The following is a 24121-nucleotide window of genomic DNA, read 5'->3' on the forward strand; positions in this document are numbered from 1 at the left end:
GGCCGCCCGCTCACTGCCGACCGCCGTAGCGCTCGCGCGTCGCGACCCTGACCTGCGTCGCCGTCGCGTTCCCCGTCGAGGTGTTCCCCTCCCCGGCGAGCGCGAATACCGCACGCCCGTCGCGGACGAACGCCAGGCCGTTCGCCGTCACCGTCTCGTTCTCCGAGGGAATCGGTGCCGTCACGCTCCGGTTGTCGCCCGCGACGAGCAGTTCGAAGCCGGTCACCGTCGGGACGACCGAGACGGTTCGACCGTCGATTCGGGGCTCTGCGGTCGACGCGTTCGAGAGGTGTGCCAGTCGGGTCACCCCGTCGTGGGTGAGCGTCACCCGGTAGGCAGGCCCGTCGCCGCCGACAGTCGTCCAGCCTCGCCGGTCGACCCGGACGACCTCCCGCCACCCGACGCCGCCGAGGACGACCCGCTGGGTGCCCGCGAACGCGAGTCGCCCTTTCGACACCGCCGTCGTCCACACCCCTCGCTCGGGGTTGCGGACGACGACGCCGGAGGTGTTCACGGTCGTCGACTCGCCGAACGCCTCAATGTCGACTACCGACACCATGCCGTTCTCCACCCCCTCGGCGTAGGTGACGGTGTAGCCGCGAACCTCGACGGGGTCGCCGGGCAGCGGGTCGTCGTCGACCGCCGTGAGGTTCACGTACAGCGCCGGCCCCGTCAGCACTGCCAGCACGACGAGGAGCGCGGCGACCGCGCCGCGCCGCGGAGTGAGCGACCGCAGTGCCGCGCGCACGGAGTCGGCGGCGGGGGCGTCGCGGTCGACCGCGAGCGCCGCGACGAGCACAGCCGACAGCGCGACGAGCGCGAGGCCGACCCCGCGGTAGAGGACGAACGTCTCGCCGCCACGGTACCAGTACACCGCCCACAGCGACTGCTCGACGCCGACGAGGAGCGCGCCCAGCGCGAGGCGCCGCGGCGGCGGGAGGTCGTCGCCGCGGGCGGCCGCCAGCCACGCCGCCGCGAGGATGCCGACGAGCAGCCCCAGCGCGTGCCCTTGGATGGCGATATCGGCCCACCACGGCGTGATGTACGCCGACCGGCCGCTCGCTTGGAGGACGGGCGTACTCAGCGCGCTGTACGCCGTCGACACGAGGCCGGCGCCCGACAGCGCGACGACCGTCCCGAGCGGGTAGTACACCAAGGCGGCGCCGACGAACGCGAACACGACGCCGGAGAAGCCGATGACCGGCCCGAGCGCGAACGCGCCCGAGACGAGCCCCACGACGAGCGCGGCCGCCGGGAACAGGAGGAACGCGCGAGCGTAGGGGTTGTACGCGAGCGATCCGAGTCGCGAGCCGTCGCGCGCCCGCCCGAACGACGAGGCGCCGCGTCGCCGCGGGTAGTGGCCGACCGCGTACTCGACGAGCGGTGCGACCGCGAGCGTGCCGAAGAGGTTGCCGAGCAGGTGGCCCGAGCCGGAGTGGGCGAACGGCGACACGACGACGCCCAGCGGCGCGAGGTACGACCACGCCCGAAACGGAATCACGACGGGCGCGTTCCAGTGGTTCCACCCGCCCTGCACGAACAGGTACACCGCGAGGACGAACCCCGAAACCGTCAGTGTCCCCCACGGGACGCCCAACAGGAGACGGCTCCGGATCCGAGGACCGCGCTCGGCGCCGGCGAGTCGCTCCAGCGCGACGACGAGCGCCAGCGTGAGCACCGCGGCGGCGACGACCGCCACACGGGAGCCGAACACGACCGGGGAGTTCACACCGGGGGTCCGGACCCGCCGTACTTCACGGTGCCGCTCGGGTGGATTGCCAGCGGGCGCGGTCAGCACCGGCCGAGCAGCGGCTCACAGCGACCGCAACGCGGTCTGCGGCGGCACGACCCACTCGGTGCCGGTCTCGGTCACACGGACCATCTCCTCTTGCCCGACGTACCCCCACTCGGTGGCGACGCCCAACTCCATCGTATACACTTCGCCCGGTCGCACGGCGTGGCGGGGCGCCTCCCCGTAGCGCTCCCACTCCGGGCCGAGCAAGGTGCCGCCGTCGTGGGCCGCCCGGCCAACCTGGTGACCGAAGGCGTGCTCGAAGGCGGGCCACCCGCGCGAGGTGAGTTCCTCGCGGGCGGCGGCGTCGACCTCGTGGCCGACCGCGCCCGGCCCGAGTACGTCGTGGCCGGCGTCGATGGCGGCGCGCACGTCACGGAACGCCTCCCGGAGTCCGTCGCTGACGTCTCCCCTGACCCACAGCCGCTGGATGTCCGAGGCGTAGCCGTCGCGCCGGATGCCGAAGTCGACGTGGAGCAGTTCCCCCTCGTCGACGGTGTGGTCGGCGGGGAGCGTGTGCCCAACCTCGCGGTCGCCCATGTGGACCGTCGGGCAGTAGTCCCACGCCCACGCCGAGTCGAGACCGCGCTCGGTCATGCGGTCGTGGAGGAAGGCCGCGAACTCGCGTTCCGTCGTCTCGGGCGTCCACTCGGCGGTCGCCGCGGCGAGCAGTTCCTCGGTCTCTTCGGCGGCGGCGCGGACTCGTTCGTACTCCGTGTCGGACTTGATCCCGCGCAGGCGACGGACCAGCGCGCTCGCCGACACGAACTCCCTGTCGGGGAGGTAGTCGCGCAGTTGGAGGAACAGGCCGTGCGAGAGGCCGTCGGCGACCACGTCGTCGCGGTCGTAGTTGAGCGCGACCCGCTCGGCGCCCATCCCGTCGAGCACCTCGCGGAGCGGCTCGGCTATCGACTCGTCGTACGGGTGGACCTCGTGGACGCCCAGGTCGCGCGCGGTCGGCGCGTCGTGGCGACCGAGGACGACCGCCGCCGAGTCGGGACCGACGACGACCGCGGTCGGCCACACCACGTCGAACCCGAGGAGGTACGGGAAACACGGCTCCGGAGTCACGTCCGTCTCGCGGCCGACCGACAGCCACGCGTCCACGTCGTCGCTGGCAGCCACCGCCGCCTGCGCGGCGGCGACCTTCTCCGCCACGACCGCCGCGTCCACTCCCTCGACCTCGCCTGCGTCGCTCATGGGCGTCGCTCTCGGTCGGTGGGGTTAGTCGTTAGGCAATCGGCCACCCACTCGCTCACGGGTCGCGGTCGTCGGTCAGCTCCGACGGCCGCTCACGGGTCGCGCTCCAACTCGTCCATCACCGGTCGCACCTTGTGCTGGAGTTCGTCCCACTCGTCGGCGGGGTCGGAGTCGGCGACGATGCCGTTGCCCGCGAACAGGGTGGCCTGGCCGTCACCGGCGACACCCGAGCGGATGCCGACGGCGAACTCGCCGTCGCCGGCGGCGTCGAACCAGCCGACCGGCGAGGCGTACCAGCCGCGGTCCCACGTCTCGGTCTCGCGGATCGTCTCCAACGCGAGGTCGAGCGGGAGGCCGCCGACCGCGGGCGTCGGGTGGAGCGCCTCGACGAGTTCGAGCACGTGCGTGTCGCCGTCGAGGACGGCGTTGATCGGCGTCCGCAGGTGCTGGATGTTGGTGAGCTTCCGGATCCCTTGTTCGCCCTCGCCGACGGTGCCGAAGGAGTCCAACTGCTCGCAGATGGTGTCGACGACGACGCCCTGTTCGTGTTGGAGTTTGTCCGACTCCAGCAGCGAGCGGGCGTACTCGTCGTCCTCCTCGGGGGTGTCGCCGCGGGGCATCGACCCCGCCAGCGCCTCCGTCTGGACGACCTCCCCCTCGCGGCGGACGAGGCGCTCCGGCGGTGGGCCGAAGAACCCCTCGCCGTCGGTCGGCTGGACGAGGAAGCGGTAGCACTCGGGGTAGGTGCGGCGCAGGCGGCCGAGCGTGTCGGGGATGTCGATCTCGTCGACGAGGTCGACGCGCAGCGCGGTCGCCATCACCGCCTTCCGGAGCGGCCCCTCGCGGATGCGCTCGATCACGCTGGCGACCTGTGCGGTCCACTCCTCGCGGTCGACGAGCCACTCGGTGCCGGCGACGCCCGGTTTCTCACCTCGGGGGCGCATCATCGGCAGTTCGGCGAGTCGGTCGCGGGCGTCCGCGAGCGCGTCGCGCGCGCCACCGGCGTCCGCGTCCGGGCCGTACCGGTTCACCGTGAGGTACGTGCCGCCGTCGGCGCGAGTGAGTTGGATCGCCGGGAGGATGAACGAGGCGCCCGGGAAGCCCGCCCACACGCCTGTCGCCTCGTGGTCGGGGTCGAACGCGATGCCGCCGAACACGCGGGGTCGCGTCGCCGGCGGTCCGTCGTGGTCGACGGCGTCGAACAGTCGGTCGGCGTCGGCACGGAGCGAGTCGAAGCGGTCCGGGCCGTCGGCGACGAGTCGCGCCGCGGCGCCGCCGCCGGCGACCTCCAACCCCTCCGGGGTCGACCAGTGGACGCGGTGGCGGTCGCCCGCCGCGAGGAACGAGCCGAAGGAGATGTCGGGCACCTCGCAACTGCGACTCACGAGCACCGCGTCGTCGTCGGCCTCCGTGAGCGGCACCGCCCGCGCGTCGCCGTCCGGCGGGTTCATTGGCCGTGGTAGGGGTGGGGCGCTCTTTACGCCGTTGGTTCCAGCCCCCGCCGCCGCCATCGACGGTCACGGTTTCGACGCGCAGAGTCGTGTCGCCTGTGGTGTCGAGGTGCTCGGTCGCTTCGCTCGGTCTGTTGCACGATACTGGGCGGCTCGGCCCTTCGGACCTCGCCGCCGCTGTCCGAGACGCTCGGTCGCTTCGCTCCCTCGCGTCTCGCTAACTGTACCGCTCTTCCTCCCACGGATTCGCCGTGTCGGAGTACCCCCGCTTCTCCCAGTACCCGCGCTCGGGTTCGGTGAGGAACTCGACGCCGGTCACCCACTTGGCGCCCTTGTACGCGTACTTGTGGGGCGTGACGACGCGGAGCGGGCCGCCGTGGTCGTCGGGCAACTGCTCGCCGTCGTAGTCGTAGGCGAACAGCACCTCCTCGCGGTCGCACGCCGCCAGCGGGAGGTCCGTCGTGTAGCCGTCGAGCGCGTGGAACATGACCCACTCGGCGTCGTCGCGGACGCCGGCCAACTCGGCCAACTGCGGGAAGGTGACGCCGGTGAACTCGCAGTCGAACTTTGACCACCCCGTGACGCAGTGGAAGTCCTGCCGCTGCGTCTCCGACGGGAGGTCGCGGAACTCGTCGTAGTCGTACGTCAACTGCTCGTCGACGGCGCCCCACACCTCGAAGGTCCAGTCGTCGCGGTGCCAGTCGGGCGTCCCGGACTTCGAGAGGACCGGGAATCGGTCCGTCTTCCGCTGTCCCGGTGGGAGTCGCTCGTCGGAGAACTCCTCGTAGAGGTCCGTGTAGTCGGTGACCTCGCTGCTCATACGCGTGCAAGTAGCCCCGCCGACCTGAGACTGTCGGCTTCCGTCGGGTGAACCCCCGACACGGGTTCTGTCGTCCTAAAACTCCTGTTGGCTCTCCGGAAATCGATCTGTCGATACGGGAAGCATCGGTTTCTATTGTCGCAAGCATCCCCCGCTGGTTTTAAATACCACGTCCGTCAAGCCCCGCATAATGCCGAAAGTCGAGATCACGGTCCCGGAGCACCTCGAGATGCAGATCGCCCAGATGGTCGAACAGGGTGAGTTCGTCAATCGGGAGGAGGCGATCGAGGAGCTGATCTCAACCGGGATGAAGGCGTACAAGACGAGCGGACCGCAGGACGCGGAGACGGAACCGGGCTTCGAGGACGACGGGATGATGGGCCACGAAGACGAGTACGTCTTCTGAGACGCCGCGGTTGGCCGCTTCGGGTGGTCTCCGTTCGGTGTGCCCCTCCGCTGTCCCCGCGAGCGTGCAAGCCGTGCGACATCCCCACGAACAACGCTTAACTCAGACAGTAGCCAACGCACGGTCATGCACAAGGACGAACTCCTCGAACTCCACGAGCAGATGGTTACGATCATGGAGCACTTTTCGGCCCGCGAGGAGGTCGACGAGGCCCTGTTCGAGCCGTACCACGAACTGAGCGTCGACCCCTCGCACGTCCACAAGTCCAAGAGCGAGCACAAACACGCCGTGTTCGTGCTGGGCAACGCGCTCGCGACCGCCATGTCCGACGACGAGTTCTCCAACGCCGGCCGCGTCGGCAAGCGCATGGAGGAACTGGCGGACGACGCCGAGTCGAAGCTCTGATGGCGCCTGTACGCGGCGAGCGACCAGCCGCCGAAGGCGACGCGCACGCACTCCGCGCCGACGGCGGGGTGGCGCTCGCGGACCGACCCGCGGAGACGCTCGTCGACGACGCCCTCTCGGCGGCACGACTCCGCCGCGCCCGTCGGATCGCCCACCTCCTCGACGACTCGATCAAGGTGCCGCTGGTCCCCTACCGGATCGGGTTCGACGCCGTCGCGGGGCTCGTCCCCGTCGTCGGCGACGCCGTCGGTTCGCTGGTGGGGCTCCTCGTCGTCTGGCAGGCGTTCCGACTGGGCGCACGCAAGCGGACGCTGGCACTGATGCTGCTGTACGTCGCGGTCGACTACCTGGTCGGCTCGCTCCCGTTCGTGGGCGACATCCTCGACGCGACGATGAAGCTCAACCTCCGGAACGTTCACAGACTCGAACGAGAACTCGCGCGGCGTGACTGACCTCGACTACCCCTGCCACTCCGCGAACTCGCGGTACACTCCCTTCGAGAGGTAGCGCTCGCTGGAGTCACAGAACACCGTCACCACCGTGTCGTGGGGCGCGTCGACCGCGCCGTCGCGAATCTCCTCGGCCACTTCGATGGCCGCCAGCGAGTTCGCGGCCGCGCTGGAGGCGACTAACTGCCCCTCCTCGCGGGCGAGTCGGGCCATCTCCTCGTGGATCGCGCGGTCGGAGAACGTCTTGAGGTCGTCCAGTTTCTCGGGGTCGACCAGCTCGTTGGTCGACACGTCGTGGGTGCCGATCCCTTCGGTCTTGTAGTCGCCCTCTTCGGTCTCCTCGCCGAACAGGTCGCCGTACGTCGATCCCTCCGGCTGGACGCCGACGATCCGTGCGTCACAGCCCTGGTCGCGGGCGTAGTCGGCCATCCCCATCAACGTCCCGCCGGTCCCCATGCCAGCGACGATGGCACCCACCTCGCCGTCGAGCGCGTCGAACACCTCCGGTGCAGTCGTCGCGTAGTGCGACTCGGCGTTCAGCGGGTTCTGGAACTGCTGGGGGACGACCGCGTCGTCGAGTTCCTCGGCCAACTCGTGGGCGCGCTCGATGGCGCGACCCATCCCGTCCTCGCTGGGGGTGTTGACGACCTCGGCGCCGAGCGCGCGCATCAACTGCTGTTTCTCGACGCTGAAGCGCTCGGGGACGACGAACACGGCGTTCACGTCGAGTTGCCCCGCGGCGACCGCGAAGCCGATGCCCGTGTTACCCGCGGTCGGTTCGATCACCGTGCCGCCGGGGGAGATGGTCCCCTCTTCCAGCATCCGTTCGAGCATGTACTTCCCGATGCGGTCTTTCACGGAGGCGCCGGGGTTGAACGTCTCCAACTTCGCGTACACCGGGACGTCGTCGGGCGAGGCGTGGACCCGGACGAGCGGCGTCTCCCCGACCGTCTCCAACACGGAGTCGAGGGGTTCGCGGTGGGTGGTCATGTCCTCGCAACTCTTGCCGAGGGACACGTATCTTTCTATCGCGAGGAGCGCGCTCGCGGCGACCGCCGCTCAGGCCGCGTCCGTCGGTGAGTCGGCGCTGGCGTCGTCGCCAGTCGGCTCGTCGGCAGCCGACTCCTCTTCGGTCTCGTCTGTCTCGTCTGTCTCGTCTGCCTCCGCTTCGAGGTCGAGGTCGTCGACGACGGCGTCGACGTCGACGCCCTGCTGTTCGGCGAGCGCCTCGATCACCGCCCGCTGTCGCGCGGTCTCACGTTCGAGCGCGCCGACGCGCGCCTCGGTGGTCTCGACGGAGTCTTGCATCGACTCCACCTGCTCGCGGATCTCGTTGACCTTCGCGTACAGCTTCTCGGCCATGTCGGCGACCGTCTGGAGCTTCTTCGCCGTGCTTCCGAGTCCCATACCCGTCCTGGTGGGCCGGTGCCCCTGTGCGTTGCGGTCTGGCGTCGCGACCACCGGAGGATTTACTCCGGCGCTCGCGTAGCGCTCGGCGTGTTCAGACGAACGGTCCTCGCGACCGCGACGGCGACGCTCGCCGGGTGCGGTCTCGCGCCCGACCCGCCCTCCACGACCGGCTTCCCCGAGACGCTCCCGAACGCCGTCTTCGCGTTCTCGTGGGACCGCGACGCCGGCGTCTACGAGATCGACTTCGTCAGAGGGAACCGCCTCACGACCACCAACACCGGCGCGCTCGCGTCGGTCGTGACGAGCGACGACGCGGAGTCGACGACGCTGTGGGTCGGTGGCGTGCCCGGCGGGCCCTCCGTCGGCGACGACTCGACCGAGCCGCGGGCGTCGTTCCCGCTGACTCCCGGTGCAACCCTGCGCGTCCCCGTCGAGCGCCGAGGCGACGTGCGGGTGATCTGGACCGCGCCTGACGGGAGTCGGAGTCGGGTCGTCGGTCAGTGGGAGCTCACAGAACAGCCGAGGACGGATCGCTCGACTGCCGCCGCGAGCGGCGACGCGACCGACACCGCCGCGCCCACGGAGGAGCCGTGAACCGCCGAGCCTTCCTCGCGAGCGCCGGTGCCGCCGCGGCGGGCGTCCTCGGATACGGCGGCGCTCGCGTCGCCGACCTGCGCCCGTACGATCCGACCGTCCCGGCGGCGTCCCTCGACGACGAGGCGTCGCCGCGCGAGCGCGTGCTCGCGGCGACTCGACACGTGTTCGCGGCAGACCACCGCGCGGTCACCCGCGTCCGGGTGCTCGACGACTGGACCGGCGACGCGCCGTACCGCCTGACGCGCCACCGCGAGCTGCACGAGCACTCCCGGCGACGCCACACCCATGCGCTGACGACGTTCGGCGACGGCCTCGTGCTCGCCGACCGCGACCGGGACGGCGTCGACCCGCGGGCGGCGACGCCGTACGCCACCATCGACGCGGTGCTCCACTTCTCGGACGCGGTGCTGGCGGACCCGGAGACGCTCCCCGAGCGGTTCGTCCTTCACGTCGACGACGGGCGCCTCGCGTTCGACCGCGACGCGCCTCCGCAGTCGGTGGGCGAACCGATCCGCGTCGACGGCGGGTACGCCGGGTGGACGCCGACGCGCGACTACCCCCGCCGGATGTTCGGCGAGCCGATCCGCCCTCACCGCGCCACCTGGCGCGAACACGACCGGACACCGGAGACGATCACCTACGAGGTAGCGGGCGCCGACGCGTACGTTCGGGCGACCCCGCTCTACAGTACGGCAGGTGTCGACTTCCGCGACGGGTCGCGCCTGCGCGCGACGCTCGACCGAGAGACTGGCCGGCTCAGCCGAGTCGTCGATCGGCGCGAGATGGCCGTCGACGTCGGCGTCGACCGCCGAGACGTCCGTCCGCTCACGATGCGTCGGGAGACGACGTTCGACCGCTACGGCGAGGCGACGGCGCCGTGGCCGCGGGGGTCGTTCGAGGCGTCGCCGGGTGTCACCGGGCGACTCGCCGCGCTGGCCAACGACCTGGCGAGGTACTGACTCGCTCGGACAGGATTAAGTGACAAGCGGAGAAGCGTTCCACAGCTATGGCATCCGACCCCACACCCGTGACGGACCTCGCGGACAAGGAGGTGTTCACGGCGGACGGCGCCCGCGTCGGCCGGGTCACCGACGTGATCGTCGACCTGCAGGCGGAGGCTCCGGTCGAGTTGGCGCTGGCGGACGTGACCGAACGCACGGTCGGCGGCCTCCCGGCGTCGGCCGCGGGCGTCCGGGTCCCGTTCCACCTCGTCCGCGGCGTCGGCGACGTGGTCGTCCTCCGCAGCGCCGCTCACGAGGCCCCCCTACCGCTCCCTGGCGGTCGCGACGACGGGGGCGACGGGGACGGCGAGGCTGTCGACGACGACGACGATCCCATCGTCTGAGGGTCGGGCACACCACACCGACGACGGCGAGCGGCGCGCTTTTGCACCCGCCGTCCGAGTCGTGACCAATGAGTTCCAGCGACGCCCCGCGGTTCCTCCTCACGAACGACGACGGCATCGACAGCCCCGGCTTCCGGGCGCTGTACGACGCGCTCTCGGAGTTGGGCGAGGTGGTCGCGGTCGCGCCCGCGGACGACCAGTCGGCGGTCGGGCGAAAGCTCTCCGGGCGCGTCGAGGTGCGCGAGCACGAGTTGGGGTACGCCATCGTCGGGACGCCAGCCGACTGCGCCATCGCGGGGTTGGAGTCGCTGTGTCCGGACGTGGACATGGTCGTCGCCGGCTGTAACAAGGGCGCCAACATCGGGGCGTACGTCCTCGGGCGCTCGGGGACCGTCTCGGCGGCGGTCGAGGCCGCGTTCTTCGGCGTGCCCGCGATGGCCGTCTCGCTGTACGTCCCCGGCGGCAGCGGCGACGACTGGCGGTCGAAGGCGAGCGACCCGAGCGACTACCGCGCCGCCGCCGAGGCGACGCGCTACCTCGCCGAGCACGCCGAGGACGCTGGCGTGTTCGACGAGGCCGACTACCTGAACGTGAACGCGCCGTGGGGTGGCGAGCAGGAGCCGACGGGGATGGAGGTCACGCGCCCGTCGACGCTGTACGACATGACCGCCGAACGCGACGGCGACCACGTGAACCTCATCGACCGCACGTGGGACCGGATGCTCACCGGTGACATCCCGGACCCCGTCGGCACCGACCGCCGTGCCGTCGTCGAGGGGCGCATCTCCGTGTCGCCGCTGACCGCCCCCCACACGACGCGACACCACGACGCGCTCGACGGGTTGGCCGACGAGTACGAGCCACGCGAGGCGTGAGGGAGCCGAAGGCGACCGAACGCCTCGGCCGTCCGCGGCGAGGTCTGTGGGCCGAGCCGCGGAGTGGTGCGGGGGTGGACGAGGGAGCCGAAGGCGACCGAACGCCTCGGCCGTCCGCGGAGTGGTGCGGGAGCGGTAGCTAGCAAGCGGTTGCACCGCAATCGACTGGCGCGGTCGCGCCGGGGATATACACGTTTATACGCCGGTCGGTCCCAGCCTCGTGCATGAATCCGCTTCCGCTCGTCGCCGAGTCCGGCTCGGAGGTCGCGCTTCCCACGACGCTCACCGCGTCGGTCGTCCTCGTCGTGAGTATCCTCGTCGTCGTCGGCTGGCTGGCGTACCTCTACCGCTGAGCCCCGCGATGACCGCACCGACGCCGTTGGTTACTGCTCGCGAGCGACCGCGCCGTCGGCGACGCCTCACTCGTCGGCCGTCTCGACTGGCTCCACCCGCTCGCGGAACCACGTAGCGGCCTCCGCGACGACGGCCTCGTCGGTGCTGGTGAACTTCACCCGGACGTGTTCGCCGGGGTACGAGCCGACGGTCACGTCGAACCGTTCTTGCACCGCCGCGAGCCGGTCCAACAGCGTCGACTCCGGTTCGCCGGTCTCGACGACGGCGGTGTGCGGCTCCTCGCCGGCGAACTCGTCGGCGACGGTCGCGAACATCGCCTTCATCTCCGCCGGGACCCCCGGGAACACGTAGACCCCGTCGATCACACAGCCGGGTGCGACTCCCTCCTCGTTGTGGATCACGCGTGCGCCCTCCGGGAGGTGAGTCGTGCCCTCGGTGAGGTCGTCGGCCGCGTAGCCGCCGTGGTCGGTGAGGTACGCGAGCGCGTCGCCGTTGGCCGCGAGGTCGACGCCGACGGCGGCGGCGACCCCGTCCATCGTCACGTCGTCGTGGGTCGGCCCCACGCCACCGGTGACGAGCACCGCGTCGTAGGCGTCGCGGTACGCGTCGACGACGTCGGCGATGTCGTCGACCCGGTCGGGGACGGTCGTCACCCGCTCGACGGCGACGCCGCGAGCCGTCAACTGCTGGGCGAGCCACGAGGCGTTCGTGTTGACCGTGTCGCCGGCGAGGAGTTCGTCGCCGACGGTGACGAGTGCGACCTGCATGGCTGGAAGGAAGGCGTGTCGTGCGAATAAATCCGCTGGCGGGCCGAAGTCAGTTCGGCCCGCCGGACGACCGAGCGCGCCGCGCCGGCTCAGAGGTAGCCGGCGTTCGGCAGCACGCCCAGCAGCGCCAACACCGCCACGACGAGCATCGCGAGCGCGATGGCCATCGCCGGCGGGTCGACGTGGGTGCCCGAGTGGGCGTAGAGGATCCGCTGGGTCACCTCGCCGAGCAGGCCGCTGACCACGCCAAACACGCCCGCCGCGAGCAGCGCGACGACGCTCCCCGCCATCGGGTCGACGACGACCGCTCCGACGGCCCCGATGAGCGTGATGTGGTGGGTGACTGGGATCTTCTCGACGCCGAGTTGGAGGAACAGCAGGCTCATCGCCGAGATGGCGTAGCCCAGGAAGATGCTCCCCGTCTGGATCCAGATGTAGCCGCCGAGGATGCCGCCCACGAGTCCGATGGTGGCGACGCCGGCCCACTTGTACTGGTGGGGGAGCCACGGCTCGGTCGCGAGGCGATTCGGGTACAGGCCGTCGGCGGTGCCGCCGTCGGCGGCGGCCGCGGGCTCTTCGCGCTCGAACGGCGACATGTCGAGGAAGCCCCCGCCGGCGGGTCGACCGACCAGCGGGTAGCCGAACGTGAGCCGGGCGATGAGCGCCGTGAGCACGACCGACAGCGCGATCGTGTCGGTCGGCGTGCCGACGGCGGCGGCGACCTGGTTGATCAACATCCCCAGAACGCCGAACACCGCGCCGACGGCGAGAATGTCAGGCTGCGTGCCGAAGGCGTACAGGATGTTCTTCCCGAAGTGGTAGTCCCAGCCGTCGGGCTTCATCTCCGGGTACTTCATGCCGGCGTACGCGGACGCCGCCACGCCGCCCGCGAAGGCGATGTGGGGGCCGGTGATCGCGCCGAAGCCGATCACGCCGGTGACGTTCGTCCCGAGCGTCGCGTCGATGGCGGGGACCGCGGCGACCTCCCGCTGGAGGTACGCGAGCCCCTCACCGAGGAAGACGACGAACCCGGTGAAGATGAACGCCGGGAGCGCGCCGATCGCTGCGCCGAACGCCCCGCCCGCGAGCGCGGTGATGAACAGGAGGATGAAGGCCTCCCACTCCATTCCGAGAAGCGGGACTTGGATGATGAGTTCGTGCATACACGATCACTCCTCTTGGGCCCAGTCGAGCGAGCGTTCGACGGCGTCACCCCAGCGGTCGTACATCGCGTCGGCCTCGTCGGCGTCCATCTCCGGCGAGAACTCGCGGTCGACCTGCCAGTTCTCGCGGAGGTCGTCGACCGAGTCCCAGTAGCCGACCGCGAGGCCGGCGGCGTACGCGGAGCCGAGGGCGGTCGTCTCGTCGACCTCAGGGCGGGCGATTTCCGTGCCGAGGATGTCCGCCTGAAGCTGACACAGGAAGTTGTTCTTCACCGCGCCGCCGTCGACGCGCAGACTCTTCGTCTCCACGCCGGAGTCGGCCTCCATCGCCTCGGCGACGTCGCGCGTCTGGTAGGCGATGGCCTCCAGCGTCGCCCGGACGATGTGCTCTTTGCGCGTCCCGCGGGTCATCCCGACGATGGTGCCGCGTGCGCGCCCGTCCCAGTGGGGAGCACCGAGCCCCGTGAACGCCGGCACCATGTACACGCCGTCGGTCGAGTCGACCGACCGCGCGAGTTCGGCGGTCTGGGCGGCGTTGCTGATGAGATCGACGTCCTCCAGCCACTCGATTGCGGCGCCGGTGACGAAGATCGACCCCTCGAGGGCGTACTGGACGGGCTCACCGGACATCTGGAAGCCAATCGTCGTGAGCAGGCCGTGGTCGGACTCGACCGCCTCCGTCCCGGTGTTCATCAGGTAGAACGACCCGGTGCCGTACGTGTTCTTCGCGTCGCCCGTGTCGAAGCAGGTCTGCCCGAACATCGCGGCCTGCTGGTCGCCGAGCGCACCCGCGACGGGGACCTCCTCACCGAGGAAGCCGTCGGCGTCCGTGTAGCCGTAGTACTCCTCGTCGGAGGAGGGGCGAACCTCCGGGAGCATCGACTCGGGCACGCCGAACTCATCGAGGAGTTCGTCGTCCCACTCGAGGTCGCGGATGTTGTACAGCATCGTCCGCGAGGCGTTCGAGACGTCGGTGATGTGGTTGCCCGTGAGGTTGTAGATGAGCCACGTGTCGATGGTTCCCATCAGGAGTTCGCCACTCTCTGCGCGGTCGCGGACGCTCTCGCCCCGCGAGGCCTGCAGCTTCAGCGGCTCGGCGTTGTCGAGGATCCACTCGGTCTTCGTCGCCGAGAAGTAGGCGTCGGCCTCCAGCCCCGTCTTGCCGCGGATCCACTCGACTTTGTCCTCGGCCTGCAGTTCCTCGACGCGGTCGGTGGTCCGCCGGTCTTGCCACACGAGCGCGTTGTGGACCGGGCGGCCGGTCTCGGCGTCCCAGACGACCGTCGTCTCGCGCTGGTTGGTGATGCCGATCGCATCCAACTGGCTCGCCTCCAGCCCCGCGTCGTCGAGGGCGTCGGTGACGACCTGCTGGGTGTTCTCCCAGATCTCCGTGGGGTCGTGCTCGACCCATCCCGGCTTCGGGTAGATCTGCTCGTGCTTCTCGTAGGCGTTGGCGACCACCTGCCCAGCGTGGTCGAACACCATGAAGCGGGTGCCTGTCGTTCCCTGATCGATCGCGCCGACGTAGCGTTCTGCCATGTGGTGTGTCCTCCGTGTCGAGCCCCGAGCGGTCGGAACTCTCTAGCGCAAACCATTATAGTGAAAGAACATAAACGTTATCGACACACGCCGACCGACAGTAAACAATCGGCGCGACGGCGCGCACCGGGAGCGGGCGCTCGGCCGGTCGCGGGGTTCCGAGACCGTGTCGATTAGAACCCCCGCCGTACAAGCGCCGTTACTCACCGATTCGGCCCCTCTGCGACCGGGCCGACGCACACGACCATGGACATCGAGGACCGCATCGCGCGTCGTCGCCGGACCGGCGACCGTCACCGACTCGTGCTCGACGAGGACCCGTTGAGTCCCGTCTGGCACCCCGAAGAACCGATCGGGCGCGGCCCACTCGTCGAACGCCTCCTCGACCACTTCGACCCCGTGTTCGACGGCACCGTCCCGCCGAACGGCTACCTGTACGGCCCCGGCGGGACGGGGAAGTCCGCGGTCACGACCGCCCTCGTCGAGCGACTGGCCGGGTCGCTGTCTCCGCCAACGGACGCCGTCTACACGACCACGCGCGGCGGGAGCGCCCCCGGCGTCTCGTTCGTCCGCGTGGACCTCCGCGAGGCGGACTCGGCGTTCGAGTTCGCACACGCCGTCCTCGACGGCCTCGTGCCCGAATCGGTCCCCCGGAGCGGCGTCGGCACAGACGAGATTCACGAGCGGTTGGAACGACGCGTCCGCGGCGGCGGACCGGTCGTGGTCGTCGCGGACCACGTCGCCGAACCCGAGACGGTCGACGTGGCGACCGTCGACGACCGCCTCGCGGGCGTCGCTGGCGCCTTCGCATGGCTCGCCATCGGTCGTGAGGAGCCATCGGCGGCGGGCGTCCCGCCCGAGACCGCCGTCGTCGAAGTCGACCCGTACTCGCAGGCGGCGCTGACGGACCTGTTGGCCGCTCGCGCGGACGCCGGTCTCGGGCAGGGGTCGCTGAGCCACGCCTCCATCCGGCGCGTCGCCGAGTGGGCGGAGGGCGACGCAGAGTTCGCTCTCTCGGCGGTGTTGGGGGCGGTCGAAGCCGCATCCGCCGCCGGCGAGGCCGTCGTCGACGACGCCGACATCGAGGCCGGCATGCGGGCGGTTCCGTGGCCGTGTGTCCCCCTCGGACGGGTGCTCGCGCTCCCCGCGAACCGGATCCGGGCGCTCCGGTGTCTCGTCGCGCTCGCCCCCGAGCAGCGCGCGCCCGTCAGCGGCTGTGCGGCGCGGATCGCTGGCGAACTCGACCTCACCGCCTCCACCGTCGAGCGGTTCCTCTACGAACTCGCCGAGACCGGCGTCGTCGAACGCGTGCAGGTCGACGACCACGGCGGCCCCGGCCGGCCGCCGAGCCGCGTGGAACCGCGCTTCGCGACACTCGCGTTCCAACGGCTCAGCCGACGGCGGTTCGACCGCACGACCGTCTGAGTCGGGGCGCCGGCGTCCCGCGGTATCTTTACTCTCGCTTCCCGACTACCGATAACGTAATGGCCGGCGCCCCCGTGTAGTATGACACACGGAGCCACAGTATGAGCGAACGGACCGAGGTGCTCGTGATCGGCGGCGGGTCGACAGGCTGCGGCGTGGCGCGAGACCTCGCCATCCGCGGCGTCGACGTGACGCTCGTCGAGCAGGGCAACCTCACACACGGGACGACGGGGCGGATGCACGGACTCCTCCACAGCGGCGGCCGGTACGCCGTCTCCGACCAGGCCAGCGCCCGGGAGTGTATCGAGGAGAATCGGGTGTTGCGCGACATCGCGAGCCACTGCGTCGAGATGACCGGCGGGCTGTTCGTGAAGCGACCGGAGGACACCGAGGAGTACTTCCAGAAGAAGTTGGAGGGCTGTCGCGAGTGTGGCATTCCCGCGGAGGTGCTCTCTGCAGAGGAGGCTCGCGAGGTCGAACCGTTCCTCGCCGGCGACATCGACAAGGCGATCCGGGTTCCCGACGGCGCCATCGACCCGTTCCGCCTGTGCGTCGCCAACGCCGCCGACGCCGAACAACACGGTGCGCGCATCGAGACGCACTCGCCGGTGACGGACGTGCTCGTCGAGGACGGCGAGATCGTCGGCGTCGAGGTGACCCACGAATCCGGGCCGGGCAAGCGCGTCCACGGCACCGAGGGCGGCACGGAGGCGATCTACGCCGACCACATCGTCAACGCGACGGGCGCGTGGGCGGGTCGCATCGGCGACATGGCCGGCGTGACCGTCGAGGTGCGGCCGAGCAAGGGCGTGATGACGGTGATGAACGTCCGCGAGGTCGACACGGTGATCAACCGCTGTCAGCCGAAGGGCGACGCCGACATCGTCGTCCCCCACGAGACGACCTGCATCCTCGGCACGACCGACGAGGAGGTCGAAGACCCCGAGGACTACCCCGAGGAGGCGTGGGAGGTCGACCTCATGATCGAGGAGCTGTCGAAGCTCGTTCCCATGCTCGAAGACGCCCGCACGATCCGGTCGTACTGGGGCGTACGCCCGCTGTACGAGCCCCCGGGCACCGGCACCGCCGACCCGACGGACATCACGCGGGACTTCTTCCTGCTCGACCACGCCGAGCGCGACGACCTGCCCGGGATGACCTCCATCGTCGGCGGGAAGTTCACCACCTACCGGCTGATGGCCGAGAAAATCTCCGACCACGTCTGCGACCTGCTCGGCGTCGACGCCGAGTGTACGACCGCCGACGAGCCCCTCCCCGGCAGCGAGGACTTCTCTGTGCTGCGCGACTACATGGACGAGTTCGGCCTCCGCTCGCCGATCGGCCGCCGGAGCGTCCAGCGACTCGGCAGCCGCGCCGACGAGGTACTCAAGACGGACGAGGCGAACCCAGTAGTCTGTCAGTGCGAAGCCGTCACGCGAGCGGAACTGCGCGACGCCATCGGTGAGTCGGGGACCGACTTGAACGACGTTCGGCTCAGGACCCGCGCGTCGATGGGCAACTGTCAGGGCGGCTTCTGCGCCCACCGGATGGCGAACGAACTCCACGATTTCGGCGGCTACGACCAGCCGACCGTCGACGCCGCGCTCGACGAACTGTGGCAAGAGCGGTGGAAGGGCCAGCGCCACGCGCTGTGGGGCCAACAGCTCTCGCAGGCGATGCTCAACCACCTGCTGCACGCGACGACGATGAACCGGGACGGCGCCGCCCCGGAGGACTTTGCGGCGTTCGACACGGGTGAGGCGCCCGACACCGCGGGCGGCCTCGACGACGCGGGTGACGCCACGGGTGCGACCGCCCCCGACGGCGGCATCCCGGTCGACGCCGACGCGATGGACCGACGCGACGGGGGTGACGCGGGTGGCGATTGAGTCGGACGTTGTCGTCGTCGGCGGCGGCCTCGCCGGCGCGACCGCGGCGCTGTCGGCGGCCCGCGAGGGCGTGCACGTGCACCTCATCTCCGCGAAGGAGAGCACGCTCCGGCAGGCCAGCGGGCTGGTCGACGCGCTCGGCTACCCCGACCCCGACGCGGGGACGGGCCCCGTCGCCGACCCGTTCACTGGTGTCGACGACCTCCCCGACAACCACCCGTACCGCGTCGTCGGCGCCGACGCGCTCCGCGAGGGGTTGGCGCTGTTCGACGGCGTCGTCGGCGACCTGTATCGGGGGAGCCACACCGACCGCAACGCGCTCGTGGCGACGACCTCCGGGCGCGCGAAGCCGACCGCGCGGTACCCGCGTAGCATGGCGGCCGGCCTCGTCAGCGACGACCGACCGACGCTCCTCGTGGGGTTCGAGGCGGCCACGGACTTCGACGCGCCACTGGCGGCGGAGCGCCTGACCGCCGCGGGCGTCCCCTTCGACGTGAGGGGGGCCACCGTCGAGTTCCCGGGCGACTACCGCGCCGACGCCGCGGTGACGCGCCTCGCGCACGCGCTCGAACGGGACGAGGATGCCGGGAACGGCCGCTCGACCCGACAGCGCCTCGCCGACCGCGTGCGCCCGAACCTCGGCGACGCCGAGCGTGTCGGCTTCCCGGCGATGCTGGGCGACGCCCACGTCGAGGAGGTGCGGGCGGACCTGTCGGAACGCCTCGACGCCGAGGTGTTCGAGATTCCCACGGGGCCGCCGAGCCTCCCGGGGATCCGACTGGAGGACCGTCTGTTCGACGCGCTCGACGAGGCGGGCGTGTCGATGACGACCGGGAACCCGGTCGTCGACTACGAGACGGACGACGACGGCGACATCGACCACGTGATCATCGACCGCAACGGCGCACGGATCCCGTACAGCGCCGGCGCGTACGTGCTCGCCACGGGCGGCCTCGTCGGCAAGGGCCTCGACTCCGACCGCGACGGGCCGCGTGAGGGGGTGTTCGGCTGTCACGTCCCCGCGCCCGAGGATCGGATGGCGTGGTCTGCGGAGGGCGCGTTCGCGGACCACGCGTTCGCACGCTTCGGGGTCGACCCGGACGAACAACTCCGGCCGCTCGACGCGAGCGGATCGCCGGAGTTCGGCAACCTGTTCGCCGCCGGCGGGGTCGTCGGCGGCGCGGACGTGGCGCGGGAGAAGTCGGCCAGCGGCGTCTCGCTGGCCACGGGGCTGGTCGCGGGCCGTACCGCGGCGGAGGAGGTATGACCGACACACACGACACACACGAGACGGACGGCGACTGCGGCTGTAGCGACGGGACGCAACCGACAGCGGCGGCCGACGGCGAAGGCGACGCCGCGGCGAGCGGGAACGCGGTCCCCGACGGCGGCACCACAGCCGAGTCCGGCGGCGAGTTCGAGCCGGTCGACGTGTTCGACGGGTCGGACATGGACCTGCGGCCGGGCGCCGACTCCTGTTACAAGTGCACCTCCTGCGACACCTCCTGTCCGGTCGCGGAGGTCGACGACTCGTTCCCGGGGCCGAAGTTCCAGGGGCCCGAGCAGTGGCGCCTCAAGCGCAAGGAGGACACCGAGATCGACGACTCGATCATGGGCTGTTCGAACTGCATGCGCTGTGACGGCGCCTGTCCATCAGACGTGCCGCTCTCGCAGATGCACAACAGCGCCCGCGGGGAGTACGTCGACAACCAGATGGACAAGCTCTCGCGGGAGTACATCCGCAACCGCATCCTCGCGAACTACGGCACGCTCGCCCGCCTCGGCTCGAAGGTTCCCCGCCTCACCAACGCCGTGATGGGCAACTCGCTGGTCCAGAAGGTGAACGAGAAGGTGCTCGGCATCACCGCCGAACGCGACTTCCCGGAGTTCGCCGACGAGACGTTCCGTTCGTGGTGGAAGAAGCGCGGCGGCCCGAAGGTCCAGAGCGAGGAGAAGCGCATCGCGTACTTCCACGGCGACTACGCCAACTACAACACCGTCGAGGTGGCGAAGGCGCTCGTCCGCGTGTACGAGGAGTTCGGCTACGAGATCCTCGTCCCCGACCAGCGCTGTTCGGGCACGCCGATGTTCGCCAACGGCATGCTCGACGACGCGCGCCGCTCGGCGAAGGTGAACGTCGAGAACCTGGGCGACGCCATCGAGAACGGGTACGACATCGTCGCCTCCTGCACCTCCTGTTCGATGGCGCTGCGCCAGGAGTACCCCGAGCAGTTCGACCTCGACGGCACCGAGACCGTCGCGGCCAACACCTACGATGCCTTGGAGTACCTCCTCATCAACGAGAACGTCATCGACCCCATCCGCGCGGTCGACGGCGACGAACTCGACCTCCCGGACTTCGCGTACCACGCGCCGTGTCACTCCCGGAATCAGGGGCTCGACCGGCAGGCGGTGGAGCTGTTCCGCCACCTCGACGGCGTCGGTGTGGAGGACGTCGGCGACTCCTGTTCGGGCATCTCGGGGACGTACGGCTGGAAGGAGGAGAAGTACGACTACTCCATGGCCATCGGCGAGGAGATGTTCGAGCACATGGAGCACGCCGAGGGCGAGACGGGCATGACCGAGTGCCCCACCTGCTCGATGCAGATGGAACACGGGACCGGCTACGAGATCAACCACCCGCTGGAAGTGCTGGAGAAGGCGCTCGTCGAGACGGACGTCGAGGTCTGAGGACGGGCCACTCCCGTCCGCCGTTCGCGCCGGCGCTCGCTCGTCTGGCGGCTGTTCGGTTGTCGGAAATCGTTGCCCGACGGGTACTCCCGGGGTTGTGAACCTGTGTCACACGAGAGCTCCGGGGACGGAGCCCCGTGCACCAGATCACTGAGGGGATTCCGTTGACCGCAACTATATGGTTGTCAGTGTCTAACACTGTCTATGGCTTCGTTGACACCCTCCCTCGCCACCGTCCGCGCGGCGTTCGACCGGCTCGGGCCGCCGGGAACACCGTTCACGACCCCGGAGATCGCCGCGGAGTTCGACTGTTCCGACCGGACCATCTACAACCGACTCGACGCGCTCGTCGAGGAGGGTGCCATCGAGACGAAGAAGGTCGGCGCCCGCGGGCGGGTGTGGTGGCGCCCAGTCGGCGACCGCGCCGACGACGTGCCCGACGCACCCGAACGCTCCGGTTCGTCCGCGCCCCCCCACGCCCAGTTCCCGGGTTCCACGGTCGACAACGAGATGGCCGACCGCATCCGGGCGTTCGAGTGGGCCGAGACGCCGCTGGGACCGATCGACGAGTGGCCCACCGAACTGCACAACGCGGTCAGCCTCATGCTGGGGGCGGACGAGGCCATCGGCATCTACTGGGGAGACGACTTGACGTTGCTGTACAACGACCCGGCGCGTGACGTCATCGGCGTGAAGCACCCGGACGCACTCGGGCAGCCCGCTCGAAGCGTCTTCCCGGAAGCGTGGGAGACGCTCGGTCCGATCCACGAGCGGGTGTTGGCAGGAGAGGGGCCGGTCAAACACGACGAACTGCTGCTCCCGATCAAACGGTCCGACGAGGTCGAGGACAGTTGGTGGGACACCAGCTACAATCCGATCCCGCTGGCCGACGGGTCGATCGGCGGCGTGTTCAACATCGCAGTCGACGTGACCGACAGGGTGCGGGCCGAACAGACGTTGAGCGAGACGGAACATCGGCTCCAAGTCGCGCTCAACGCCGCCGAGATGGGGACGTGGGAGTGGAATCTGGACACCCAGATGGTATGCGCCGACGACGCCATGCTGTCGCTGTTCGACTTGCCGCCCACTGACGAGCCCGTCCCGGTCGACCAGTTCATGCAGAACGCGTCGGACGCCGGCGTCGCGCAGGTCGAGGAGGTGCCGGACATCACGTTCGAACCCGGTGAGGAGATTCAGAACGACTTCAAACTCGAACACCTCGATCCGCCCCGCTGGATCTCTTGGCGTGGGCGCGCGTCCGACGACGACCCGTCAGTCCTCCGCGGTGTCACGTTCGACATCACACAGCGCAAACAGGCGGAGATCGAGCGCGAACGGCTGTTGGACGAAACCGAGCACCGGTACCGGAGGCTGTTCGAATCCATCGACGAGGGGTTCTGCATCGTCGAAGTGCTGTTCGACGACGACGAGCCCGTCGACTACCGCTTCGTGGAGACGAACCCGGCGTTCGAACGCCACACCGGCCTGACCGATGTTGAGGGCGAACGGATGCACGACCTGGTGCCGGACCACCACGACCGCTGGTCCGAGCGATATGGACGGATCGCTCGAACCGGCGAACCCGAGCGGTTCCAAGACCAAGCCGAGAACCTCGACGGTCGCTGGTACGACGTCGACGCGTTCCGAATCGGCGACCCCGAGGAGCGCACAGTCGCCATCCTGTTCGACGACATCACCGAACAGCGACGGACCCAACGGGCGCTCGAACGACTCACGACCGAAAGCCGGTGGCTGATGAACGCCGACGCCGAGACGATCCCCGACCGCGTCGCCGAACTCACGGGCGACGTGCTCGGCGTCGAGTACGCCGCACTCTGGCGGTACGACGACACGAGCGGGACGATCCGGGAGTACGAACGTCACACCCACTCGGTGGCCGACCTCGGTGCCGTCCTGCTCCCCGAGGACTTCGCCGACGACGTCTGGGAGACGTTCGTCCGCGACGAAGTCGACGTCGACGACGCGCTCGACGTGCCGGACACCGACTCGACGGCTGCACGATTGCGACGCCGTATCTTGGCTCCGGTCGGCCGACACGGCGTCATCTGCGCCGGCTCCACGGAGCCCGGAGCGTTCGACGAGCGGACCGTCAACCTCGTCGAGACGGTCGCCGCGACCGTCGCGGCCGCGTGGGACCGCGCCGAGAGCGTAGCCGCGCTGGCCCGACAGAACGACGAACTGGCCCACTTCGAGCGACTCTACTCGCTGCTGTGGGAGATCGACCAGTTGCTCGTGGAGGCCGACACCGCAGACGCCATCGACGAGGCGGCCTGCGAGCGGCTGGCGGCGTCCGATCTGTACGAGTGTGCGTGGATCGGCGACTTCAGCGCCGACTCCGGGACGGTCGAACCGCGGGCGTGGGCCGGCATCGACAGCACCGCGTTGGACGACCTCGCCGCGCCCGGCGACCCGTCGGCGGCGCACGAGAATCCCTTTGCGGCAGCGGTACGAACTGGAGAGACGCAAGTCATCGCGGACATCGCCACCGACCCGCGGGCGGGGCCGTGGCGCGAGCGGGCGCTCGAACGTGGCGCGCGGTCGTGTCTCGGCATCCCCCTCGTCCACGACGAGTCGGTCTACGGCGTCTTGGTCGTGTACGGCAGGTCGACACTCCACAACGAGCGCGATTCGGCGGTGCTCGGCGACCTCGGGAAGACCATCGCGCACGCCATCCACGCCGTGGAGACGAAGGTGATCCGGCAGACCGACAGCGTCGTCGAACTCACGCTCCAGACCGCCACGGCAGACACGCCGCTCGTCCAACTCGCACGCGAGTCGGGCATCGTGATCGAGTTCCGGGGGCTGGTGCCGGGAACGGGGCGTGACACGACCGTGTTCTTCACCGCGACCGGCGCCGACCCCGACGAGGTGGTCGCTGCAGGCGAGGAGGCACTGGCTATCGAGGAACTGCGGCACCTGACCGACCGCGAGACCGGGTCTCTGTACAAAGCCACGGTGGTCGAGACGACGCTCGCTGCACAGTTGCTCGACAACGGGTCGACGATCCGTTCGCTGACCATCGACGAGGGTACGGCGACCGCCGTCGTGGCGCTGCCGGAGACGGTCGACGTCCGCGAGTTCGTCGAGCGGGTGCGTCGAGTAGTTCCCGGGCTGGAACTGCTCGCGCGACGGTCGCAGACGCCGTCGTTCGACACGACACAGCACCTGCAGACGACGTTCGAGGAGCGCCTCACCCCGCGCCAACAGGAGGTCATCGAGTTGGCCTACCGGAGCGGGTACTTCGAGCTCCCCCGCGTGCAGACAGGGCAGGAGCTCTCCGACGCGCTGGACATCGCCCAATCGACGTTCAACTACCACCTGAGGGGGGCAGAACGGACGCTCCTGCGTGTGCTGTTCGACCAGGCGTAGCCGACGTCGGTACGTCCCGTGGCGTCACGTCGTACTATTGCGAGTTTTCACTATTCCAGTGACAGCCGCCTCCCGGGTTTGAGATCGATTCGTGGCGAATTCACGGCTGCAAGCCGTAACAAGCGACTATCCACGGAGTGGGGGGACTTCCGA

General features: G+C 70.0%; 22 protein-coding genes. 13 read left to right on the top strand and 9 right to left on the bottom strand.

Annotated elements, in window-relative coordinates; all coding sequences use genetic code 11:
- Positions 1 to 10: 10 nt before the first annotated feature.
- The 4 genes from P0R32_RS05740 to P0R32_RS05755 all read right to left on the bottom strand — a co-directional run bounded on the left by P0R32_RS05740 (position 11) and on the right by P0R32_RS05755 (position 5263).
- The gene (locus P0R32_RS05740; RefSeq protein ID WP_276238994.1) at positions 11 to 1729 is read right to left on the bottom strand and encodes a rhomboid family intramembrane serine protease; all 1719 of its coding nucleotides are present in this window, start codon (positions 1727 to 1729) and stop codon (positions 11 to 13) included.
- An 84-nt stretch (positions 1730 to 1813) separates the two neighbouring features.
- Positions 1814 to 2992: a M24 family metallopeptidase gene (locus P0R32_RS05745; RefSeq protein WP_276238995.1), complete on the bottom strand. Its 1179-nt coding sequence runs from the start codon at positions 2990 to 2992 to the stop codon at positions 1814 to 1816.
- Positions 2993 to 3084: 92 nt separating this feature from the next.
- Positions 3085 to 4443, bottom strand: coding sequence for an isochorismate synthase (locus tag P0R32_RS05750; RefSeq protein WP_276238996.1), 1359 nt, complete (start codon positions 4441 to 4443; stop codon positions 3085 to 3087).
- Positions 4444 to 4660: 217 nt separating this feature from the next.
- Positions 4661 to 5263 (bottom strand): sulfite oxidase-like oxidoreductase, encoded by a 603-nt coding sequence (locus P0R32_RS05755; RefSeq protein WP_276238997.1) that lies wholly within the window; start codon positions 5261 to 5263, stop codon positions 4661 to 4663.
- A 190-nt stretch (positions 5264 to 5453) separates the two neighbouring features.
- On the opposite strand from P0R32_RS05755, the gene P0R32_RS05760 reads away from it, so the two are divergent.
- The 3 genes from P0R32_RS05760 (at position 5454) to P0R32_RS05770 (ending at position 6526) form a co-directional block, all read left to right on the top strand.
- On the top strand, positions 5454 to 5669 hold the full coding sequence (locus P0R32_RS05760; protein WP_276238998.1) for a ribbon-helix-helix domain-containing protein: 216 nt from the start codon (positions 5454 to 5456) through the stop codon (positions 5667 to 5669).
- A 126-nt stretch (positions 5670 to 5795) separates the two neighbouring features.
- Positions 5796 to 6074 (top strand): UPF0058 family protein, encoded by a 279-nt coding sequence (locus P0R32_RS05765; RefSeq protein WP_276238999.1) that lies wholly within the window; start codon positions 5796 to 5798, stop codon positions 6072 to 6074.
- Positions 6074 to 6526, top strand: a complete 453-nt coding sequence (locus P0R32_RS05770) for a DUF4112 domain-containing protein (RefSeq protein ID WP_276239000.1) — start codon at positions 6074 to 6076, stop codon at positions 6524 to 6526. Before P0R32_RS05765 ends, P0R32_RS05770 begins: the two co-directional genes overlap by 1 nt.
- A gap of 6 nt (positions 6527 to 6532) precedes the next feature.
- On the opposite strand, the gene P0R32_RS05775 is transcribed toward P0R32_RS05770, so the two are convergent.
- Positions 6533 to 7513, bottom strand: coding sequence for a PLP-dependent cysteine synthase family protein (locus tag P0R32_RS05775; RefSeq protein WP_276239001.1), 981 nt, complete (start codon positions 7511 to 7513; stop codon positions 6533 to 6535).
- Positions 7514 to 7582: 69 nt separating this feature from the next.
- Entirely contained in the window at positions 7583 to 7930 is a 348-nt protein-coding gene (locus P0R32_RS05780; protein WP_276239002.1) for a DUF5798 family protein, read from the bottom strand.
- Between the two features lie 90 nt (positions 7931 to 8020).
- On the opposite strand from P0R32_RS05780, the gene P0R32_RS05785 reads away from it, so the two are divergent.
- The 5 genes from P0R32_RS05785 to P0R32_RS05805 all read left to right on the top strand — a co-directional run bounded on the left by P0R32_RS05785 (position 8021) and on the right by P0R32_RS05805 (position 11103).
- Complete coding sequence (locus tag P0R32_RS05785; RefSeq protein WP_276239003.1) at positions 8021 to 8527, top strand: hypothetical protein; 507 nt, start codon at positions 8021 to 8023, stop codon at positions 8525 to 8527.
- Positions 8524 to 9489, top strand: coding sequence for a hypothetical protein (locus tag P0R32_RS05790; RefSeq protein ID WP_276239004.1), 966 nt, complete (start codon positions 8524 to 8526; stop codon positions 9487 to 9489). Before P0R32_RS05785 ends, P0R32_RS05790 begins: the two co-directional genes overlap by 4 nt.
- Positions 9490 to 9536: 47 nt before the next feature.
- On the top strand, positions 9537 to 9875 hold the full coding sequence (locus P0R32_RS05795; RefSeq protein WP_276239005.1) for a PRC-barrel domain-containing protein: 339 nt from the start codon (positions 9537 to 9539) through the stop codon (positions 9873 to 9875).
- 68 nt (positions 9876 to 9943) lie between these two features.
- Positions 9944 to 10750, top strand: coding sequence for a 5'/3'-nucleotidase SurE (surE, locus tag P0R32_RS05800; protein WP_276239006.1), 807 nt, complete (start codon positions 9944 to 9946; stop codon positions 10748 to 10750).
- Between the two features lie 224 nt (positions 10751 to 10974).
- Positions 10975 to 11103 carry a hypothetical protein gene (locus P0R32_RS05805; RefSeq protein ID WP_276239007.1) on the top strand — a complete coding sequence of 43 codons (129 nt, stop codon included), beginning with the start codon at positions 10975 to 10977 and terminating at the stop codon, positions 11101 to 11103.
- Between the two features lie 66 nt (positions 11104 to 11169).
- On the opposite strand, the gene P0R32_RS05810 is transcribed toward P0R32_RS05805, so the two are convergent.
- From P0R32_RS05810 to glpK, 3 genes are all read right to left on the bottom strand, one after another.
- A complete protein-coding gene (locus P0R32_RS05810; protein WP_276239008.1) occupies positions 11170 to 11871 on the bottom strand; it encodes a competence/damage-inducible protein A in 702 nt (233 codons plus the stop codon).
- Between the two features lie 89 nt (positions 11872 to 11960).
- Positions 11961 to 13034, bottom strand: a complete 1074-nt coding sequence (locus tag P0R32_RS05815; protein WP_276239009.1) for a DUF7973 family transport facilitator — start codon at positions 13032 to 13034, stop codon at positions 11961 to 11963.
- Positions 13035 to 13040: 6 nt separating this feature from the next.
- A complete protein-coding gene (glpK, locus tag P0R32_RS05820; RefSeq protein WP_276239010.1) occupies positions 13041 to 14573 on the bottom strand; it encodes a glycerol kinase GlpK in 1533 nt (510 codons plus the stop codon).
- A gap of 246 nt (positions 14574 to 14819) precedes the next feature.
- Here glpK and P0R32_RS05825 point away from each other — a divergent pair, with 246 nt between their 5' ends.
- From P0R32_RS05825 to P0R32_RS05845, 5 genes are all read left to right on the top strand, one after another.
- Entirely contained in the window at positions 14820 to 15998 is a 1179-nt protein-coding gene (locus P0R32_RS05825; RefSeq protein ID WP_276239011.1) for a Cdc6/Cdc18 family protein, read from the top strand.
- A gap of 101 nt (positions 15999 to 16099) precedes the next feature.
- Positions 16100 to 17887, top strand: a complete 1788-nt coding sequence (glpA, locus tag P0R32_RS05830; protein ID WP_276239012.1) for an anaerobic glycerol-3-phosphate dehydrogenase subunit GlpA — start codon at positions 16100 to 16102, stop codon at positions 17885 to 17887.
- Complete coding sequence (glpB, locus tag P0R32_RS05835) at positions 17877 to 19154, top strand: glycerol-3-phosphate dehydrogenase subunit GlpB (protein ID WP_276239013.1); 1278 nt, start codon at positions 17877 to 17879, stop codon at positions 19152 to 19154. The genes glpA and glpB overlap by 11 nt, the downstream gene beginning before the upstream one ends.
- Positions 19155 to 19336: 182 nt before the next feature.
- Positions 19337 to 20578, top strand: a complete 1242-nt coding sequence (locus tag P0R32_RS05840) for an anaerobic glycerol-3-phosphate dehydrogenase subunit C (protein ID WP_276239365.1) — start codon at positions 19337 to 19339, stop codon at positions 20576 to 20578.
- A gap of 204 nt (positions 20579 to 20782) precedes the next feature.
- Positions 20783 to 23968, top strand: a complete 3186-nt coding sequence (locus P0R32_RS05845) for a bacterio-opsin activator domain-containing protein (RefSeq protein WP_276239014.1) — start codon at positions 20783 to 20785, stop codon at positions 23966 to 23968.
- Positions 23969 to 24121: the final 153 nt, after the last annotated feature.

This window comes from Halobaculum marinum, from assembly GCF_029338555.1.
Taxonomy (GTDB): Archaea; Halobacteriota; Halobacteria; order Halobacteriales; family Haloferacaceae; genus Halobaculum; species Halobaculum marinum.

Excerpts from the sequence above, each read along its gene's own strand:
- P0R32_RS05745 (WP_276238995.1), bottom strand. The coding sequence starts at position 2,992 with ATGAGCGACGCAGGCGAGGTCGAGGGAGTGGACGCGGCGGTCGTGGCG.
- P0R32_RS05750 (WP_276238996.1), bottom strand. The coding sequence starts at position 4,443 with ATGAACCCGCCGGACGGCGACGCGCGGGCGGTGCCGCTCACGGAGGCC.
- P0R32_RS05755 (WP_276238997.1), bottom strand. The coding sequence starts at position 5,263 with ATGAGCAGCGAGGTCACCGACTACACGGACCTCTACGAGGAGTTCTCC.
- P0R32_RS05760 (WP_276238998.1), top strand. The coding sequence starts at position 5,454 with ATGCCGAAAGTCGAGATCACGGTCCCGGAGCACCTCGAGATGCAGATC.
- P0R32_RS05765 (WP_276238999.1), top strand. The coding sequence starts at position 5,796 with ATGCACAAGGACGAACTCCTCGAACTCCACGAGCAGATGGTTACGATC.
- P0R32_RS05770 (WP_276239000.1), top strand. The coding sequence starts at position 6,074 with ATGGCGCCTGTACGCGGCGAGCGACCAGCCGCCGAAGGCGACGCGCAC.
- P0R32_RS05775 (WP_276239001.1), bottom strand. The coding sequence starts at position 7,513 with ATGACCACCCACCGCGAACCCCTCGACTCCGTGTTGGAGACGGTCGGG.
- P0R32_RS05780 (WP_276239002.1), bottom strand. The coding sequence starts at position 7,930 with ATGGGACTCGGAAGCACGGCGAAGAAGCTCCAGACGGTCGCCGACATG.
- P0R32_RS05795 (WP_276239005.1), top strand. The coding sequence starts at position 9,537 with ATGGCATCCGACCCCACACCCGTGACGGACCTCGCGGACAAGGAGGTG.
- surE (WP_276239006.1), top strand. The coding sequence starts at position 9,944 with ATGAGTTCCAGCGACGCCCCGCGGTTCCTCCTCACGAACGACGACGGC.
- P0R32_RS05805 (WP_276239007.1), top strand. The coding sequence starts at position 10,975 with ATGAATCCGCTTCCGCTCGTCGCCGAGTCCGGCTCGGAGGTCGCGCTT.
- P0R32_RS05810 (WP_276239008.1), bottom strand. The coding sequence starts at position 11,871 with ATGCAGGTCGCACTCGTCACCGTCGGCGACGAACTCCTCGCCGGCGAC.
- P0R32_RS05815 (WP_276239009.1), bottom strand. The coding sequence starts at position 13,034 with ATGCACGAACTCATCATCCAAGTCCCGCTTCTCGGAATGGAGTGGGAG.
- glpK (WP_276239010.1), bottom strand. The coding sequence starts at position 14,573 with ATGGCAGAACGCTACGTCGGCGCGATCGATCAGGGAACGACAGGCACC.
- P0R32_RS05825 (WP_276239011.1), top strand. The coding sequence starts at position 14,820 with ATGGACATCGAGGACCGCATCGCGCGTCGTCGCCGGACCGGCGACCGT.
- glpA (WP_276239012.1), top strand. The coding sequence starts at position 16,100 with ATGAGCGAACGGACCGAGGTGCTCGTGATCGGCGGCGGGTCGACAGGC.
- P0R32_RS05840 (WP_276239365.1), top strand. The coding sequence starts at position 19,337 with ATGGACCTGCGGCCGGGCGCCGACTCCTGTTACAAGTGCACCTCCTGC.
- P0R32_RS05845 (WP_276239014.1), top strand. The coding sequence starts at position 20,783 with ATGGCTTCGTTGACACCCTCCCTCGCCACCGTCCGCGCGGCGTTCGAC.